The organism is Streptomyces sp. NBRC 110028 (genome assembly GCF_001417735.1).
Lineage (GTDB): Bacteria > Actinomycetota > Actinomycetes > Streptomycetales > Streptomycetaceae > Streptomyces.
The window spans coordinates 117383-134737 of sequence record NZ_BBUZ01000034.1; the positions used below are offsets into that span (position 1 = coordinate 117383).

15 protein-coding genes are annotated in these 17355 nt (G+C 72.3%); 2 read left to right on the plus strand and 13 right to left on the minus strand.

Features of this window, described 5'->3' with window-relative positions; all coding sequences use genetic code 11:
- Nucleotides 1-15: 15 nt before the first annotated feature.
- The 11 genes from ASC60_RS27145 to ASC60_RS27190 all read right to left on the minus strand — a co-directional run bounded on the left by ASC60_RS27145 (nucleotide 16) and on the right by ASC60_RS27190 (nucleotide 12693).
- Complete coding sequence (locus ASC60_RS27145) at nucleotides 16-2337, minus strand: xanthine dehydrogenase family protein molybdopterin-binding subunit (protein ID WP_055555399.1); 2322 nt, start codon at nucleotides 2335-2337, stop codon at nucleotides 16-18.
- Complete coding sequence (locus ASC60_RS27150; protein WP_234357167.1) at nucleotides 2334-4541, minus strand: (2Fe-2S)-binding protein; 2208 nt, start codon at nucleotides 4539-4541, stop codon at nucleotides 2334-2336. The genes ASC60_RS27145 and ASC60_RS27150 overlap by 4 nt, the downstream gene beginning before the upstream one ends.
- Nucleotides 4538-5437 (minus strand): xanthine dehydrogenase family protein subunit M, encoded by a 900-nt coding sequence (locus tag ASC60_RS27155; protein WP_055555402.1) that lies wholly within the window; start codon nucleotides 5435-5437, stop codon nucleotides 4538-4540. The genes ASC60_RS27150 and ASC60_RS27155 overlap by 4 nt, the downstream gene beginning before the upstream one ends.
- Nucleotides 5438-5712: 275 nt before the next feature.
- A complete protein-coding gene (locus tag ASC60_RS27160; protein ID WP_055555526.1) occupies nucleotides 5713-7380 on the minus strand; it encodes a beta-N-acetylhexosaminidase in 1668 nt (555 codons plus the stop codon).
- A gap of 4 nt (nucleotides 7381-7384) precedes the next feature.
- Nucleotides 7385-8281, minus strand: coding sequence for a carbohydrate ABC transporter permease (locus ASC60_RS27165; protein WP_055555404.1), 897 nt, complete (start codon nucleotides 8279-8281; stop codon nucleotides 7385-7387).
- Nucleotides 8278-9264, minus strand: coding sequence for a carbohydrate ABC transporter permease (locus ASC60_RS27170; RefSeq protein ID WP_079038662.1), 987 nt, complete (start codon nucleotides 9262-9264; stop codon nucleotides 8278-8280). The genes ASC60_RS27165 and ASC60_RS27170 overlap by 4 nt, the downstream gene beginning before the upstream one ends.
- Complete coding sequence (locus ASC60_RS27175; RefSeq protein WP_055555406.1) at nucleotides 9261-10589, minus strand: extracellular solute-binding protein; 1329 nt, start codon at nucleotides 10587-10589, stop codon at nucleotides 9261-9263. Before ASC60_RS27175 ends, ASC60_RS27170 begins: the two co-directional genes overlap by 4 nt.
- Nucleotides 10590-10780: 191 nt before the next feature.
- Entirely contained in the window at nucleotides 10781-11260 is a 480-nt protein-coding gene (locus tag ASC60_RS27180) for a hypothetical protein (protein WP_055555408.1), read from the minus strand.
- Between the two features lie 131 nt (nucleotides 11261-11391).
- Nucleotides 11392-11688 (minus strand): DUF3039 domain-containing protein, encoded by a 297-nt coding sequence (locus ASC60_RS27185; RefSeq protein ID WP_079038663.1) that lies wholly within the window; start codon nucleotides 11686-11688, stop codon nucleotides 11392-11394.
- A complete protein-coding gene (locus tag ASC60_RS39900) occupies nucleotides 11685-12032 on the minus strand; it encodes a hypothetical protein (RefSeq protein WP_199831066.1) in 348 nt (115 codons plus the stop codon). Before ASC60_RS39900 ends, ASC60_RS27185 begins: the two co-directional genes overlap by 4 nt.
- A 70-nt stretch (nucleotides 12033-12102) precedes the next feature.
- The gene (locus ASC60_RS27190) at nucleotides 12103-12693 is read right to left on the minus strand and encodes a YqgE/AlgH family protein (protein ID WP_055555530.1); all 591 of its coding nucleotides are present in this window, start codon (nucleotides 12691-12693) and stop codon (nucleotides 12103-12105) included.
- Between the two features lie 240 nt (nucleotides 12694-12933).
- On the opposite strand from ASC60_RS27190, the gene murA reads away from it, so the two are divergent.
- A complete protein-coding gene (murA, locus tag ASC60_RS27195; protein ID WP_055555412.1) occupies nucleotides 12934-14277 on the plus strand; it encodes a UDP-N-acetylglucosamine 1-carboxyvinyltransferase in 1344 nt (447 codons plus the stop codon).
- A 460-nt stretch (nucleotides 14278-14737) separates the two neighbouring features.
- Here murA and ASC60_RS27200 read toward each other — a convergent pair whose 3' ends face one another.
- Together ASC60_RS27200 and ASC60_RS27205 are read right to left on the minus strand one after the other, a co-directional pair.
- Entirely contained in the window at nucleotides 14738-15019 is a 282-nt protein-coding gene (locus ASC60_RS27200; RefSeq protein WP_009717479.1) for an HU family DNA-binding protein, read from the minus strand.
- A 254-nt stretch (nucleotides 15020-15273) separates the two neighbouring features.
- Nucleotides 15274-16695 carry an NAD-dependent malic enzyme gene (locus ASC60_RS27205; RefSeq protein ID WP_055555414.1) on the minus strand — a complete coding sequence of 474 codons (1422 nt, stop codon included), beginning with the start codon at nucleotides 16693-16695 and terminating at the stop codon, nucleotides 15274-15276.
- 285 nt (nucleotides 16696-16980) lie between these two features.
- Between ASC60_RS27205 and ASC60_RS27210 the strand changes: the two genes are divergently transcribed.
- Entirely contained in the window at nucleotides 16981-17187 is a 207-nt protein-coding gene (locus ASC60_RS27210) for a cold-shock protein (protein ID WP_055555416.1), read from the plus strand.
- The last annotated feature ends 168 nt before the right edge of the window (nucleotides 17188-17355 follow it).

The following is a 17355-nucleotide window of genomic DNA, read 5'->3' on the forward strand; positions in this document are numbered from 1 at the left end:
CCCGTCCCGGGGCCCCTACGTCCGGTTGACCACCGCCGCCTGGGGGCGGATCGGGAGGCGGTTGACCGGGCGGCCGGTGGCGGCGCGGACGGCCGCCGCGACCGCCGCCGGGGAGGTCACGACCGGGACCGCGCTGGCCGGCTTCGCGCCGAAGGGGGCCACCACGTCACGCTCCTCGACCAGTTTGACGATGTGGATGTCGGGGACGTCCACGGCGGTCGGCAGCGCGTAGCCGGTGAGGTCGGGGTGGCGGATGACGCCGCGCGAGGTGCGCAGGTTCTCGGTGAGGGCGGCGCCGATGCCCTGGGCGATGCCGGACTCGATACGGGTCTTGAGCTGGCGCGGGTTGAGCACCCGGCCCACGTCCTGGGCGACGGTCATCTCCACGACCCGGACCGCGCCGATCTCGATGTCGACGTCCACCACGGCCCGCACCGCGCAGAAGGCGAGGCCGACGAAGGCGTCGCCCTGGCCGGTCTCGTCGAGCGGTTCGGTGGGGTGGGGGCGGCACTGGGCGGTGGCCCACAGCTCCTTGCCCTCAAGGGCTTCCTCGACGGTGGTGCTGAGGACGCCGTCGTACGAGGTGATCTTGCCGTCGGCGATGGTCAGCAGCTCGGTGGACATGCCGAACTTGTGCGCCAGCGGCTGGAGCAGCTGGGTGCGGACCATCTTGGCGGCGCGCTCGACCGCACCGCCCGAGACCCAGGTGTGGCGGCCGCGCGAGGCGGGACCGGCCGGGGGCTGGTCGGTGTCGACGGGGGCGACATGGACCTCCTCGATGCCGAGGACGTCCTGCACGATCTGGCGGGCCAGGGTGGCGAAGCCCTGACCGGTCTCGACGGCCGCGCAGATGACGGTGGCGACCGGGCCGGTGACCTTGACGGTGGCGGTGGACACCTCGTCGGCGCCCTCCGCGCCCAGCATGTGCACCATGCCCAGCGCGTAGCCGACGCCGCGCCGCACGGCGGCCGGGTCGCCGGCGCCCTCAAGGCCGCCGGGCAGCAGCCAGTCCTCCTCGGGGTCGTCGGCCGGGAGGGCGGGCAGCGGCGCGTCGTTGACGGCCTGCAGCAGCTCGGCGACCGGCGCCGGGCAGGTGACGGTCTGTCCGGTGGGCAGCAGATCGCCGGTGGCCATGGCGTTGCGCATCCGGATCTCGACCGGGTCGAGGCCGAGCTTGGCCGCGAGCTTGTCCATCTGGCCCTCGTACGCCGCGCACACCTGCATCGCGCCCTCGCCGCGGACATGGCCCGACGGCGGGTTGTTGGTGCGGACCGCCCAGCCCTCGATGAAGGCGTGCGGTACGACGTACGGGCCGCAGGCGAACGACACGGCGGCGGCCAGGGTGTCGGCCGAGGAGTCCGCGTAGGCGCCGGCGTCCAGCAGGATCTGCGCCTCGATCTTCACCAGCTTGCCCTGCGCGTCCGCGTGGTGGCGGTAGCGCAGCAGGGTGGGGTGGCGGTGGGCGTGGCCGAGGAAGGACTCCTCGCGGGTGGCGGCGAGCTTGACCGGGTGGCCGGTGCGCAGCGCGAGCAGCCCGAGCGGCAGCTGCATCCCGGGGTCCTCGCGCTCGCCCATGGCGCCGGGGACGCCGGTGACGACGACCTTGACGCGCTCCGGCTCCAGACCGAAGCAGGCGGCGGCCAGGTCGCGGTCGGCGTGCGGGTCGGTGGAGGCCGTGTAGATCTCCACGCCGCCGTCCGGACGCGGTACGGCGAGGCCCGCCTCGGCGCCGATGGGCGCCGGGTCCTGGCGGCCGATCCGGTACAGGCCCTCGACGATGACCTCTCCGATGACCTCCGGGTCGCCGAAGGACAGCGGGATGTGGCGGACCAGGTTGCCGTCGGGGTGCAGCGGTTCCGCGGCGAACGCCTGCTCGGGGTCGGTGACCGGCTCCAGCACCTCGTACTCGACGGCGATGGCGGCCGCGGCCAGCCGGGCGGTGTCGGGGTGGTCGGCGGCGACCGCGGCGATGGGCTCGCCGTGGTGGCGCACCAGGTCCTTGGCGAACACCGGCCGGTCGGCGACCCGGCGGCCGTGCGAGGCGTCACCGGGCACGTCGGCGTGGGTCACCACGGCGTGCACCCCGGGCATCCCGGCGGCCGGGGAGGTGTCGATGGAGACGATGCGGGCGTGCGGGTGCGGTGAGCGCAGCACGGCGGCCCACAGCAGGCCCTCGGCCCACAGGTCGGCGGCGTACGGGAAGGTGCCGGACGCCTTGGCCGTCACGTCGGCGGGCTGGAGCGACACACCGAGCCCCATGTGGGGCGGTGGCGGGACGGGCGTTCCGGCGGAGGGGGTTGCGGTGACGGCTCCCGCGCCGTCCGCGATTCCGGTCATGCCGATGCCCTTCCCATACCGCTGCCGTTGCCGCCGTCGCCCCGGTTCCCGGTGCCGGGCGGGCCCGCCTGGCGCGGGATGCGGGCCGGGTCGTGTGCCGCCGCCTCGTCCTGCGCGGCCTCCGCGGCCCGCGCCGCCTCCTCGGCCGCCTCACGGGACGCCACGACCTCGCGCACGGCGTCGACCACCCCGCGGTAGCCGGAGCAGCGGCACAGGTTGCCGCAGAGCGCCTGGCGGGTCTCCTGGTCGGTGGGGGCGTGGTTGCCCTCCAGGAGGTCGTGCACGGTCATGGCGAGTCCTGGCACGCAGAAGCCGCACTGGACGGCGCCGCACTCGGCCAGCGCGCGCTGGACGTCGGAGGGCTGGCCGTCCTGGCCCAGGCCCTCGACCGTACGGACCTCCGAGCCCGCGGCGGTCGCGGCGGGCACCAGGCAGGAGGCGACGAGCCGCCCGTCGACCTGGACCGAGCAGGCACCGCACTCGCCCTGCGAGCAGCCGTCCTTGGCGCCCGCGAGGCCGAGCCGCTCGCGCAGCACGTACAGCAGTGACTCGCCGATCCAGGAGTCGGTGACGGGCCGGTCGGCGCCGTTGACGTGCAGCACGTACGACGCCTGGGGGTGCTCGCTGTGGGCCGGGTCCAGCGGGTCCGGGGCGGCTGCCTGGTCCGCGTCCTCGGTGGGGGCGTCCACGGCCTCGGGGGCGTCCGCCGGAGCCTCGGCCGGGGCGGACCGCTCCGCGGCGTCCGTGAACGCCTCCTCGGCCGTGGCCGGTTCGGCCTCTGCCATGGCCTCTGCCATGGGCTCTGGCATGGGCTCTGGCATGGGCTCGGTCATGGGCTCTGCCATGGGACCAGCCGGAGCCTCGGCCATGGACCCGGCCTCGGGCCCGTCGGCGGCCGGGCTGCCGTGCGGCGGGGTGTGCGCGCCGGTGACGTCGGTGAACTCGCCGTGCCAGGCGGCCTCTTCGGGCAGGACGCCGTTCGCCGCGGGGCCCGCGTGCCGGTCGTCGTCCCGCTCCGGCACCCGTTCCCGTACGAACGCGGCGGAGTCCCCGGCCGCCGCACCGTGCCAGCCGTGGCCGTCCGTGCCGTGCGGCGGAGTGCCGTGGGCCGGGATGCCGTGCGCCGGGATGCCGTGCGCCGGGGTGCCGTGCGCCGGGGTGCCGTGCGCCGGGGTGCCGTGCGCGGGCGTGCCCTGGGGCGGGGTCCCGTGCGGCGGGGTCGCCGGGCCGGAGTGCTCGCGCGCCGTGTCGTCGTCGGGCATGCGCAGCGGGCGGCGCGCCGGAGCGCCCTGCCGGGCGGCCGGGCCGGGGCGGCCCTCGACCGCGTACTGCCCGGATTCCTCCACGCCCTCGTCGGCCGCCGGGACCGACCACTGGCCGCTGTGTCCCGTCTGGCCGGTATGCCCCTGGTCGACGTGCGGCTGCTGGTACGGGGCGGCCTGCTGCTGCGGCGCGTTACGGCCGAACGGCAGCCGCAGCTGGGCGGTCTCCCGCGGATCGCCGAGGTCACCGGGATCGCCGGGGAGGACCGGACCGGCCGGACCGCCGTGACCCGCCGGACCGCCGTACGGCGGGGCCGCCGGGCCGGGGTGGTCGTCGACCCGGTACTCGCCGGTCTCGTCCACGCCCTCGTCGCCCGCGACCGGGATCGTCCACTGGCCGGCCTGCACCGGGGTGCCCTCGCCGTGGGACGCGCCCTCGGGCAGCGGCCAGTCGTCGACCGGCTCCTCGGTGCGCAACGGCCAATGACCGGTGTGCGGCACGTGTTCGCCTTGATTCGAGGGGTCCTCGGCGGGCGCCGGCCACTGGGGGGTGCCGTGCGGGTCCTGGTGGCCGCCGTACCCGTAGCCGCCGGAACCGCCGGTGTCCGTGTGCGGCACGGTCCAGTGCCCGGTCCCGGAGTGACCGGAGTGGTCGTGCCCGGGCGCGTCGTACGGGCCGCCGTGCCCCGCGGGCTGCCACTGGCCGCCCTGTGACGGCGTGCCGCCCTGCGAGGGCACGCCGGGCACCGGCGGCGGGGTGTAGCCGGTGCCGGGTGCGGCGAGCGGGTCCCAGCCGGAGTCCGGGTCGCCCGGCTCCGGGAACTGGAAGTCGGGCGGAAGCTGGACGAAAGCCGTCGACTCCGCGTCGTACTCCGGGCCGTGCGGCATCGGCTGCCACCCGCTCCCCGGGTCCGGCCGGTGCGGCTGCTGTTCGTCACTCACGCGAGTGCCCTCCCCAATGCTCGGCGGGCCAGGGCTGCCACCGTACGCCTCAGATGGAGCGCCGCGGGCGGCAGGGGGACCGGTTCGGAGCCGTCCTCCGGTGGCGGCTGGTCGGGGATGCACGCGGCGGCCACGTATTCGCCGAATGCCGTGGTGACCTGCGGATCGAGATGACCGCGGTCGCCGTCCCAGTCGATGAGCGAGGCGACCCAGCGCTCGGCCTCCAGCGGCCGCAGCGGCATCGGCGCGACCGCCCCCACCGCGCAGCGCACCCCGCGGCGCGCCGGGTCGAGGACGATGGCGACGGACGCGGTGGCCCGGCCGGGGCCGGTGCGCCCGGTGGCCTTGAGGAAGGCCTGCGGGGCGTGCAGCAGCGGAACCCGGACGAATCCGACGAGTTCACCGGGGCTCAGCATCTCGACCCCGGCGAGCAGATGACTGACCGGGATCTCGCGGCGCGCGCCCTCGGGCCCGGCGATGACGAGGGTGGCCTCCAGGGCGGCGAGCACCGGCAGCGCGTCGCCGGTGGGGGCGGCGCTGACGATGTTGCCGCCGAGCGTTCCGGCGTTGCGGATCTGCGGGGGGCCCGCGGCGCGCGCGGCCGCGGCCAGGGCCGGGATGAGCGCCGCGAAGTCGGGGCGGCCCATCCGGGCGTGGGTGAGTCCGGCGCCGAGCAGGGCGTGTCCGTCCAGGTAGCGCCAGCCGCGGATTTCGCTGATCCGGCCGAGCCCGACGAGCGCGGCGGGCCGCAGCAGGCCGGAGTTGACCGCGGCCATCAGATCGGTGCCGCCGGCGACGGGCACGGCGGCGGGCATGGCGGCCAGCGCCGCCACGGCCTCATCGAGCGAGCCCGGCAACGTCACCGTGTGCGCCGCCTGCGGTGCGTGCGTGGTCAACCCAGCTGCCCCTTCCCCGGTGTCCCGGCTGTTGCGCCGTACGGTACGTGCTCACAGCCCGGACGTGGCAACTCTGGCACATCTCGCATGCCTGCCGTCGCGAGGGTCCAGGAAGCATGGTTCCGTCCGTGACCTGGGGGATGGTACGGGTTTCGGGTGACGTCTCTGTCGAGTGCGGATTGCCACGTTTCAGGGACCCTTGTACGAACTTGCGTAACGGCCGGACGTCCACCGTCCCAGGGGCGGGGCGCGGGGGCGAGCGCCTTGCGCCGGGCTCACACGATCGGGGGCGATCCCTCGATCGGACGTCCGAGCAGGCCGGGACGGCGCTGCCAGGGGCGCGGACCGGAGGGCGGGCGGTAGCTCACGCCCAGCGCGTCCAGACGGGCGTAGTGTGCTTCCATGCGCCCCTCGAACTCCGCGAAGTCTCGCTCAGGCGGCGGCGGAAGGGCGGACCATACGACTTCGGCGAAGGCGGCGAGGCGGGGGAAGGTCTGGTAGTCGATCCGCCGCCGGTCCTCCATCACCTCGGTCCAGACGTTGGCCTGCGCGCCCAGCACGCGTTCCGCCTCGGCCTGGTCGAGCTGCGGGGGAACCGGCTCGAAGCGATAGACGTCCTCCAGGGTGCGGACGTAGCCGATGGGGACGGGCTCGTCCTCGCCCGGGGCCTGCCGGTGGTCGAAGTAGACCTGTTGTTCGGGGCACATGACGACGTCGTGGCCGGACCGGGCCGCTGTGATGCCGCCCGCGTAGCCGCGCCAGGAGGAGACGGCGGCGCCGTCGGGCAGCGGGGCGTCGGGCGCGCCGCCCTCCAGGATCTCGTCCCAGCCGATCAGCCGCCTGCCGCGGGCGCCGAGCCAGTGGCCGAAGTGGCGGATGAACCAGCTCTGCAGCTCGTCCTCGTCCGCCAGCCCCAGCTCCCGGACGCGTTCCTGTGCGGCCGGGGAGGCCTTCCACTGCTCCTTGGGGCATTCGTCGCCGCCGAGGTGGACGAACGGGCCGGGGAACAACTCCAGCACTTCTTCCAGGACGTTCTCGAAGAAGCGGAGCGTGGTGTCGGTGGGGGAGAGTACGTTCGGATTGATGCCCCAGGTGGTCCAGACTCCGAGGGAGGCGGTGTCGATGACGTCCGTGTTGCCCAGTTCCGGGTAGGCGGCGATGGCGGCCTGGCTGTGCCCGGGGATGTCGATCTCCGGGACGATCGTGATGTGGCGTTCGGCGGCGTAGGCGACGATCTCGCGGATGTCGTCCTGCGTGTAGTAGCCGCCGTGGGGGCGCTCGTCCCACAGCGGGGAGGCGCGGTGGCCGAGCTTGGTGCGCGTCCGCCAGGCGCCGGTCGCGGTCAGTTCCGGGTAGCGGCGGATCTCCAGCCGCCAGCCCTGGTCGTCGGTCAGGTGGAGATGGAGCACATTGAGCTTGTGGGCGGCCAGCAGGTCGACGTAGGCGAGGACGCCGTCCTTGGGCAGGAAGTGGCGGGCCACGTCCAGCATCATTCCGCGCCAGGCGAAACGCGGCGCGTCCTCGATGTCGAGCGCGGGCAGGGACCACGCGCGCCGGTCCGGGTCGATCGGCGCGCGCCGGAAGGCGTCCGGGCCGAGCAGCTGGCGCAGCGTCTGGGCGCCCCAGAACAGGCCGGGCTCGCCGCCGCCCCGGAGGACCACCGCGAGTCCGTCGATGACGAGGCGGTAGCCCTCGGGGCCGAGCCGTGCCCCGAGGGCGGGGTCGATCTCCAGCACGATGTGGTCGCCGTCGCCGTCGCCGGTGCGGTGCGCCAGCGGCAGCCCGGTGGCGGCCCCGACTGCGGTGCGCAGCCAGCGGGCCACGCGCTCGGTGCCGGGCCGGGCGTCGAGCCGGGTGTCCTCGTCCAGGACGTGGTCCTGGCCGCCGCCGGGGGTGGGGGCGGCCCGCAGCGGGGCGGGCAGGAGGCCGGGCTGCCGGTTCATCACGTCAGTCCTTTACCGCTCCGCCGAGGCCGGAGACCAGGCGGCGCTGTACGAGTACGAAGAAGATCAGCACGGGGATGGTCATGATGGTCGACGCCGCCATGATGCCGCCCCAGTCGTTGCCCTCGTCCTTGAAGAAGACCAGGAGCGCCATCGGGAGGGTGGAGTTCTCGGTCGCGCTGATGATGAACGACTTGGCGAACAGGAAGTCGTTCCAGGCGGAGATGAAGGAGAAGACGCTGGTGGCGACGAGCCCGGGGAGGACCAGTGGGAACAGGATCTGCCACAGGAAGCGGGAGCGGCTCGCGCCGTCCAGACAGGCCGCCTCCTCCAGGGATTCGGGGACGGCCTTCACGAAGCCGCGCAGCATCCAGATGGCGAACGGCAGCGAGAAGGCGATGTGCGGAAGGATCAGCGAGCCCAGGGTGTTGAGCCCGACGCCGGGCACGGCGTCGCCCAGATCCCGCATCAGGAAGAACATCGGGATGGTCAGCGCCTCGATGGGCACCATCTGAGCGACCAGGAACATCACCAGCAGCGTGGTGCGGAACCTGAAGCGGAAGCGGGTGACGGCGGTCGCGGCGAGGAAGGCGATCAGGCCCGAGGCGACCACCACCGCCCCGGCGACCAGCAGGCTGTTGAGGAAGTAGCGGCCGAAGTCGTGCTGTTCGAAGACGCGCCGGAAGGAGTCCAGCGAGGGTGCGGAGGTCCACGGCCGGGGGTGGGCGGAGCGGATCTCCCCGGCCGGTTTGAACGCCGAGAGCACCATCCAGTAGAGCGGGAAGGCGACGACGACGGCGACGGCCAGGGTGGTGACCTCGGCCGCGAGCCGCCAGGGGCGGCGGATGAGCGGTGCGCGGCGCGGCGCGGCGGCGCCGGTGGCGGCCCTGGGGTGGGTCACAGTTCTTCTCCCTGCCGTCGCAGCAGCCGCAGATAGACCAGGGTGACGGCGAGCAGGATGAGCAGCATCACCACGCCGATCGCCGAGCCCAGCCCGTATTCGGAAGAGGCGAACGCCTCCTGGTAGGCGTAGACGTTGAGCACCATGTTCTGGCCCGCGGTGCCGCCGCCGTTCGTCATGACGTAGATCTGGGTGAAGACCTTGAAGTCCCAGATGATGGACTGGATCGTCACCACGACGAGGATCGGTCGCAGCATCGGGGCCATGATCCCGCGCCAGGTCCGCCAGGCGGAGGCGCCGTCGAGGGCGGCGGCCTCCAGCACCTCCCCCGGAATGGCCTTGATGCCCGCGTACACGGTGACCATCACGAACGGGAACGAACACCACACGATCTCGAACAGCACCAGGGCGAAAGCGCTGTAGCGCTCGTACGTCCAGGAGTAGTCCTGGAAGCCGGAGAGCCCGAACCACGTCAGGACCCGGTCGACGGGGCCGTAGTCGGGGTCGAACAGGAACAGCCAGACCGTGGAGCCGGTGACCGCCGGGGTGGCCCAGGCGCCGAGCGCGGCCAGCATCAGCGCCAGCCGAGGGATCGCCCGGACCCGGGTGAGCAGCACCGCGAGCGCGCAGCCCACGGCGAGGGTGGAGACGACGCAGACGGCGGCGAAGACGACGGTGGCGAGGGTGACGCTCCAGAACTCGCCGTCGCGGAACAGCTCCGCGTAGTTGGCGAACCCCTGGAAGCTGGTCGGCTGTCCGCCGCTCACCTGGGCCTGGGTGTACTCCAGGAACGAGATGAGCCCGAGCTGGTAGATGGGATAGATCAGCAGCCCGCCGAGGACGACGAGGGCCGGGGCGAGGTAGAGCCAGGGCGTCCGGCTCCCCCGCCCGGCCCGCCGCCGGGCACCGCGCGCGGTGCGCCGGGGCGGCTGTGTCCGGGCCGGTTCCGGCCCGGCGTGCTGGGTGATGGTCCCCGAGGTCACTTGCCGAATGCCTCGTCCATCTTCTTCGCCGCGTCGGCGGACGCGGCGTCCACGCTCTTACGGCCGCTGATGATCTGCTGGAACATGGTGGGCAGCACGAGCTGGGAGTCGATGGCCGACCAGCCGGGCGATGCGGGCACGAACGTGGAGCTGGTGTCCAGCGTCTTCACGAAGGGCTTGACGAACGGGTCCTTGCGCGCGATGTCCCCGCGCACATCGGTGAAGGTGGGCAGGAAGCCCATGGCGTCGTACAGCTTGGTCTGGGTCTTCTTCCCGGCCAGCTGCTCCAGCAGGTCGATGGAGAGCGAGCGGTGGGTGCTGCTCTTGAGCACGCCCAGGTTGTTCCCGCCGGCGAACGCCGGGGCGATGCTGCCCTCCTTGACACCGGGCAGCGGCACGACCGCGTACTTGCCCTTCACCGATCCCGCCTCGATCGCCTGGTGGTTGAAGTCGCCGCCGATCGTCATGCCCGCCTTGCCCGCGGCGAAGGCGGCGACGCTGTCGTTACCGCCCCACTGGGCGCACTTGGCGGGCGGGCAGTTGCCGTCGGTGATGAGCGAGGTGTAGCTCTTGATGCCCTTCCTGGCGGCGGCGCTGTCAATGGCCGCCTCGTACTCGTTGGAGCCGAACGAACCCTTCTCGGTGGCCAGCTCGCCGCCGTTGGCCCAGATGAAGGGCAGCGCGCCGTAGGTGTAGGCGCCGCCGACCGATATGCCGTAGAGACCGGGCCGCCGCTGGCGGATCTCCTTCGCGGTCGCGATGAGTTCCTTCTGGCTGGTGGGCGGCTTCAGGCCGAGGTCCTTGAAGACGTCGGTGCGGTAGTACAGCGCCCGTACGCCGACGAACAGCGGCACGCCGTACACCTTGCCGCCGACCGTCACCGAGTTCTTGGCGGTGGAGTCGGTGTTCGACGACTCGTCCCAGGCGCCGAACTCCTTGCCGATGTCGGCGAGTCCGCCGTCCTCCACGTAGCCCGCCGTGTCGGTGTTCCCGTACTCGATGATGTCGGGGGCGCTCTTGGGGTCGTTGAAGGCCGCCTTGATCTTCTGCGCGCGGGTGTCGATGGGGATGTAGGTGACGTCGACCTTGACCCCGTCGTGCTTCTTCTCGAAGGCGGACACGACGCCGTCGACCACGCGTTGCTTCGGCTTGTTGTCGACCTCCTGGAAGAGCCAGACGCGCAGTTTGCCGCTCTTGTCGTCTTCCTTGGCGCTGTTGTCGGAGGTGGAGGGGGCACAGGCGGTGACGGTGAGCCCGGCGAGGATGAGCGCCACGGTGGGGGCGGCGAGGCGACGCGAGAGGGAGAGGGGTCTGGAGAGCTTCATGGAAACGCACCCTTGGGGAGGGCGTTGCATATCATGCAACGCATGTTTCGCACAGCACAATATGCGGCAGGCTAGGGAACGTTCCGGATCCGGACAAGAGGTCTCGACCAATCTTGTGCCGGGGAAGGCGGGGCCGGATGAACCGGGCCCCGGGAAGCCGCGCGCCGGGAAAGCGCCGGGAAGCCCGTCGGCTACGAGTGCGTCAGCTTCTCGCCCGGGTAGGCGGGCTCGGGATACGGCACGGCCTCCACCCGGGCGCCCGCCGCCGCCAGCCGCTCCACCACCTGACCCCAGTCCGGCCAGGTCTTCTCGATCCGTCCCAGAATGCGGGCACTCGGGGCGAGGACGATCTCACAGCCGGGGTCGCCCGCCCACTCCAGCAGCCGCGGCAGACCCGGCTGCGCGGCCGACACCACACAGCTGCCCGCGGGCCGGTAGCCGCGCTCCTCGGCGAGCCGCCCGCACCGCTCCAGCTGGGCGTCCCAGTCCTTCTCGAACTGGCAGTAGAGTCCGGCGCCTTCCGCGTCCGGCTCGTCGACCTCACGCGCGCCGAACACCAGATACACCGCCCGCGGCGCCCCGTCGTTCGCCGCCGCGCCCACCGCGTCCACCGCGTCCGCCACGCCGTTCCCGGCCGCGTCCCGTAACCCGTTCTCCGTACGCCCGCTCATGGGCCGACCCTACTGGGATCACCCGCCGTGCGACACGGGGCCGGACAGCACGGCACGTCCGACCCGCGGCCCCATCTCGGGCCGCGGGTCGGACGTGCCGTCTACGCGAAGCTCCGGCGCGGGCGGGGAGGCTACTTCTTGCCGTCGCCGCCCTTGCCGTCCTTGCCCTTGTCGCCGCCGGCGCCCATGCCCTCGAAGATCTCCTTGCACATGGGACACACCGGGTACTTCTTCGGGTCACGGCCCGGAACCCAGACCTTGCCGCACAGTGCGACCACGGGAGATCCGGAGAGCGCGCTCTCCATGATCTTTTCCTTCTGTACATAGTGGGCGTAGCGCTCGTGGTCGCCGTCACCGTGCGACACCTGAGGTGTCGGCTCAACGAGGGTCCCCGTGCCTGCCCCGCGCTCGGGCTCAAGAGTGCTCATACAGCCCTAGGGTACTCATGCCCGCGACGCCCGGCGGGCGCACGCCCCGGCCGTTCCGCCGGTCCCGCACAGCCCACAGATGCCTGGCCGGACCGAGGGCCGCGGCCCCGGCCGCCGCCCAGGTACAGCGCCGGGTTGTTCAGGGCCGGCGCGACGGTGCCGCGCTCCTCCTCACGAGCCGGCAGCCGGTGCTGCCGCGGAACCTGGAGCGCCCAGCCCGCGGCGCCCCGGACCACCAGCGCCGCCACGGCGAGCGACGGTACGGCGGCGAGGGCGGGCTGCCCGGCCGCTGCGCCGCGCTCACCAGCGCCTTCGAGGCCGCCACCGGCGGCGGACGGGCTCACGGCGGTCGCCCGCAGGCGGGTGCTGGACTGGGCCGAACCGGCGCGGTTCCCGCCGGCCGGCCGGGGGCCACTAGTTGAGCGAGGGATCGTCCGGGTACGTCGCGACCATCGCCAGCTCGCTGCGCTGACGGCGCAGCACCGCCCGCCACAGCCGCTCCGGGGAGGGCGACGACACGTCCCCCGGCTCCGACTCCACCACGTACCACGCGCCCTCGGACAGCTCGTCCTCCAGCTGTCCCGGGCCCCATCCCGCGTACCCCGCGAAGATCCGCAACGATCCCACGGCGGCCGCCAGCAGCTCCGGCGGCGCCTCCAGGTCCACCAGGCCGATCGCCCCGTGCACCCTGCGCCAGCCGAGTGGCCCGGCGTCCTCGCCGCGCGCCGGGGACCGGCCCGCCTCCCCCGGCACCACGGCCACGCCCAGCGCCGAGTCCAGCGACACCGGGCCGCCCTGGAAGACCACGCCCGGTTCACCGGCCAGCTCGGCCCAGGACTCCAGGATGTCCCCGACGCCCACGGGGGTCGGCCGGTTCAGGACCACGCCGAGGGAGCCCTCCTCGTCGTGGTCGAGGAGCAGCACCACCGCGCGGTCGAAATTCGGGTCAGCAAGCGCCGGTGTCGCGACAAGCAGCCGTCCTGTGAGGGAGGACACCTCGGTCATGGCCACATGATCCCGCATATCCGGTCCGGACGGGGAGTGGAAGACGAGACCCGTATGAGAGCAGGTCGGGGCGTACGACAGCAGGAGCGGCGCACGTGACGGTCGGTTTCCGGGACGGAACGGAGTGTGGCGCGACGCATACCGATCCATTTCGAGGGTGCAACAGCCTTACGGGGGCGGCCTCGAAGGCGTTTAGTCTTGCCTTTTGGCCCCTTGCCCGTCTCAGGAACGCGAGACCAGATGACCCGCTCGAACGATGTCCTGCTCGTCCATGGCGGCACCCCGCTGGAGGGCGAGATCAATGTCCGCGGCGCGAAGAACCTCGTGCCGAAGGCCATGGTCGCCGCCCTGCTCGGCAGTGCGCCGAGCCGACTGCGCAACGTCCCCGACATCCGCGATGTGCGGGTGGTGCGCGGGCTGCTGCAGCTGCACGGTGTGACGGTGCGCCCCGGCGACGAGTCCGGTGAGCTGGTGCTCGACCCCACCCATGTGGAGAGCGCCAATGTCGCCGACATCGACGCGCACGCCGGCTCTTCGCGCATCCCGATCCTCTTCTGCGGTCCGCTGCTGCACCGCCTCGGCCACGCCTTCATCCCGGGCCTGGGCGGCTGCGACATCGGCGGCCGGCCGATCGACTTCCACTTCGACGTGCTGCGCCAGTTCGGCGCGACGATCGAGAAGCGCGAGGACGGCCAGTACCTGGAGGCTCCGCAGCGGCTGCGGGGTACGAAGATCAGGCTGCCGTACCCGTCGGTGGGCTCCACCGAGCAGGTGCTGCTCACGGCGGTGCTCGCCGAGGGTGTGACGGAACTCTCCAACGCGGCCGTCGAACCGGAGATCGAAGACCTCATCTGCGTGCTGCAGAAGATGGGCGCCATCATCTCCATGGACACCGACCGGACGATCCGGATCACCGGTGTCGACAAACTCGGCGGCTACAACCACCGCGCCCTCCCGGACCGGCTGGAGGCCGCCTCCTGGGCGAGCGCGGCGCTGGCGACCGAGGGCAGCGTCTACGTACGCGGCGCCCGCCAGCGCGAGATGATGACCTTCCTGAACACCTTCCGCAAGGTCGGTGGCGCCTTCGACATCGGCGACGAGGGCATACGGTTCTGGCACCCGGGCGGCAAGCTCAACGCGATCGCCCTGGAGACCGACGTCCACCCCGGCTTCCAGACCGACTGGCAGCAGCCGCTGGTGGTGGCGCTGACCCAGGCCTCGGGCCTGTCCATCGTCCACGAGACGGTGTACGAGTCCCGGCTGGGCTTCACCTCCGCGCTGAACCAGATGGGCGCGCACATCCAGCTCTACCGCGAGTGCCTGGGCGGCTCGGCGTGCCGCTTCGGCCAGCGGAACTTCCTGCACTCCGCGGTCGTGTCGGGCCCGACCCGGCTCCAGGGCTCCGACCTGGTCATCCCCGACCTGCGCGGCGGCTTCTCGTACTTGATCGCGGCCCTCGCCGCGCAGGGCACGTCCCGGGTCCACGGCATCGACCTGATCAACCGGGGCTACGAGAACTTCATGCACAAGCTGGTCGAGCTGGGCGCCAAGGTGGAGCTCCCGGGCGACGCCGACACCGTGTAACGCCGTCCCCCTTCTGGAGACCGGGGGCGTGCGGGCGGGGGCTCTTCCCCCGCCCCGCCCCTTCCCGAAACCGGGGCACCGCCCCGGACCCCGGCGTCGTAGCCCCGCGCCGCACCCCCGCCACCGCCGCGGCGGCTCGACCGCTGCGGCGCGGCCGGAGGGGCGGGCAGGCAGGTCGCGGGCTCGGGACGCGCGGCCCCGGCCCCACGCCCCGAGGCGAGGCGCGGGCGCGGCGGGGCACCGCCCCGGACCCCGGCACACCGGGCGGCGTAGCCGCCGCACCCCGGCCACCGGCGCTCACCCGCTGAGGGCGGGGAGACGGGGCGTGTGGGGGCTGAGCGGGGGTTATGGGCCCTGAAGGGCCCATCTGGGCGTCTGAGGCGCTTCAAGGAGCCGTGGAGGACGGCGTAGGGCGGCCACCCGCACCGGGTGGCCGCCCTACCTTGTGTCGCCAGGCGTCTTACTTGCCCTTGGCGGCTTCCTTCAGCTTGGAGCCCGCGGAGACCTTCACGCTGTAGCCGGCCGGGATCTCGATCGGCTCACCGGTCTGCGGGTTGCGCGCGGTGCGAGCGGCACGGTGCGTGCGCTCGAAGGTCAGGAAGCCGGGGATGGTGACCTTCTCGTCGCCCTTGGCGACGACCTCACCGGTCACCTCGGCCAGGGCCGCCAGAACGGCGTCGGCGTCCTTGCGGGTCACCTCGGCGCGCTCGGACAGAGCGGCCACCAGCTCACTGCGGTTCATGTTGTACTCCCGTGTTCATCTTGCCATTAGGCGTGAGATCGAAGCCGATGCTGCCAGGGCCCTCGGACAGTCCCCGGACCCGGGTCTGCTGTTCAGACCCTCGCGCCCGGAACGCATCCTGCCCCCACCTGTGGCGGGAAAGCCAATCCGGAACCCCGGAGAGTCACACGAAAAGCGCCGTGGCGGTCGTTTTCCTGCCCGCCACCCTATGGCGGCCCCAGGTAGCCCAAGGGCCGCGACGCGCCGTGCCCGGCTCAGACCGCGGTGGTCCCGGTCACAGGCTTCGCCGCCTCACGCACGGCTCCGGCGACCGCTCCCGCGACCTTGTCGTTGAAGACGCTCGGAATGATGTAGTTGGCATTCAGTTCGTCGTCGTGGACGACATCCGCGAGCGCACCCGCCGCGGCCAGCATCATGTCGGTGTTCACCGTACGGGACTGGGCGTCCAGGAGGCCACGGAAGACACCCGGGAAGACCAGCACGTTGTTGATCTGGTTCGGGAAGTCCGAGCGGCCGGTGGCCACCACGGCCGCCGTCTGGCGGGCGACCGCCGGGTCCACCTCGGGATCCGGGTTGGCCAGCGCGAAGACGATCGCGTCGTCCGCCATCGCCGCCACGTCCTCACCGGAGAGCACGTTCGGGGCCGACACACCGATGAAGACGTCCGCGCCCCGCACAGCCTCGCGCAGCGTGCCCGTGACGCCCTCCGGGTTGGTGTTGTCCGCGATCCACCGCAGCGGGGAGTCGGGGTCGGCGGAGACCAGGTCCTGGCGGCCGGAGTGGACCACGCCGTGGATGTCGGCGACGACCGCGTGCCGCACCCCGGCGGCGGTCAGCAGCTTCAGGATCGCGGTGCCGGCCGCGCCCGCGCCGGACATCACCACCCGCACGTCCTCGATCTTCTTGCCCACCACCCGCAGCGCGTTGGTCAGCGCGGCGAGCACCACGATGGCGGTGCCGTGCTGGTCGTCGTGGAAGACCGGGATGTCCAGCGCCTCACGCAGCCGCGCCTCGATCTCGAAGCAGCGGGGGGCGGAGATGTCCTCCAGGTTGATGCCGGCGAAGCCCGGCGCGATGGCCTTGACGATCTCCACGATGGCGTCGCTGTCCTGGGTGTCCAGGCAGATCGGCCACGCGTCGATCCCGGCGAAGCGCTTGAACAGCGCCGCCTTGCCCTCCATCACCGGCAGCGCGGCCTTGGGCCCGATGTTGCCCAGGCCCAGCACCGCCGAGCCGTCGGTGACCACCGCGACGCTGTTGCGTTTGATCGTCAGCCGGCGGGCGTCCTCGGGGTTGTCCGCGATCGCCTGGCACACCCGCGCCACGCCCGGGGTGTAGACCATGGACAGGTCATCACGGTTGCGGATCGGGTGTTTGGACGACATCTCGATCTTGCCGCCGAGGTGCATCAGGAAGGTACGGTCGGAGACCTTGCCCAGCGAGATGCCCTCGATACCACGCAGCTTCTCCACGATCTCATCGGCGTGCGCGGTGGAGCTGGCCGCGATGGTGACGTCGATACGAAGCTTCTCGTGGCCGGAAGCGGTCACATCCAGGCCTGTGACCGAGCCACCGGAGGACTCCACGGCCGTGGTCAGCTGGCTCACCGCGGTACCGCTCGCGGGGACCTCCAGCCGGACCGTCATCGAGTACGAGACGCTGGGCGCCGTTGCCATGACCGTCTTCCTCTGCTTTCCCTTGAACCAGGTGTGCCGGGCCCGAGATGGCCGGGCCACATCCTCAGATGGTTGCACCTACCTTCTGGTACGAGGTAACCCGGCCCGACTTTCGGACATATTGTTCTGACATACCAGGGGTGGGGTCAGCCGAGTGGAAAGCCCCACTCCTTCGCGGGAACGCCGGGCGAGGCGGGCCGTTCCCGCAGCCCAGGCCCCTAGGCTCTGGCGCGCACAGCGCCGAACGACGTCCACCGGCGTCGAGGAACACAAGGAGCAGCGGGCATGGCTCAGGGCACCGTCAAATGGTTCAACGCCGAGAAGGGCTACGGCTTCATCGCCCAGGAGGGCGGCGGGCCGGACGTCTTCGTCCACTACAGCTCGATCAACGGCAACGGCTACCGCAGCCTTGCCGACGACCAGCGGGTCGAATTCCAGATCGTGCAGGGCCGGAAGGGGCCGCAAGCCGAAGAGGTCCGCGTCCTCAGCTGAGAACGCGGACCTCTTCGCCATGACGTTGTAGGTGGCACCGACCCGCCATGCTCGCCTCGCGGCAAGTGGTCGCTCGTAGCGACGATGGTTGGGCCCGGGGGCTTGGATCGAGCCGGTGCCACAGCAAGGCTAACAAACCATCCCCGGAAGCGATTCCCCGTCGGCGGG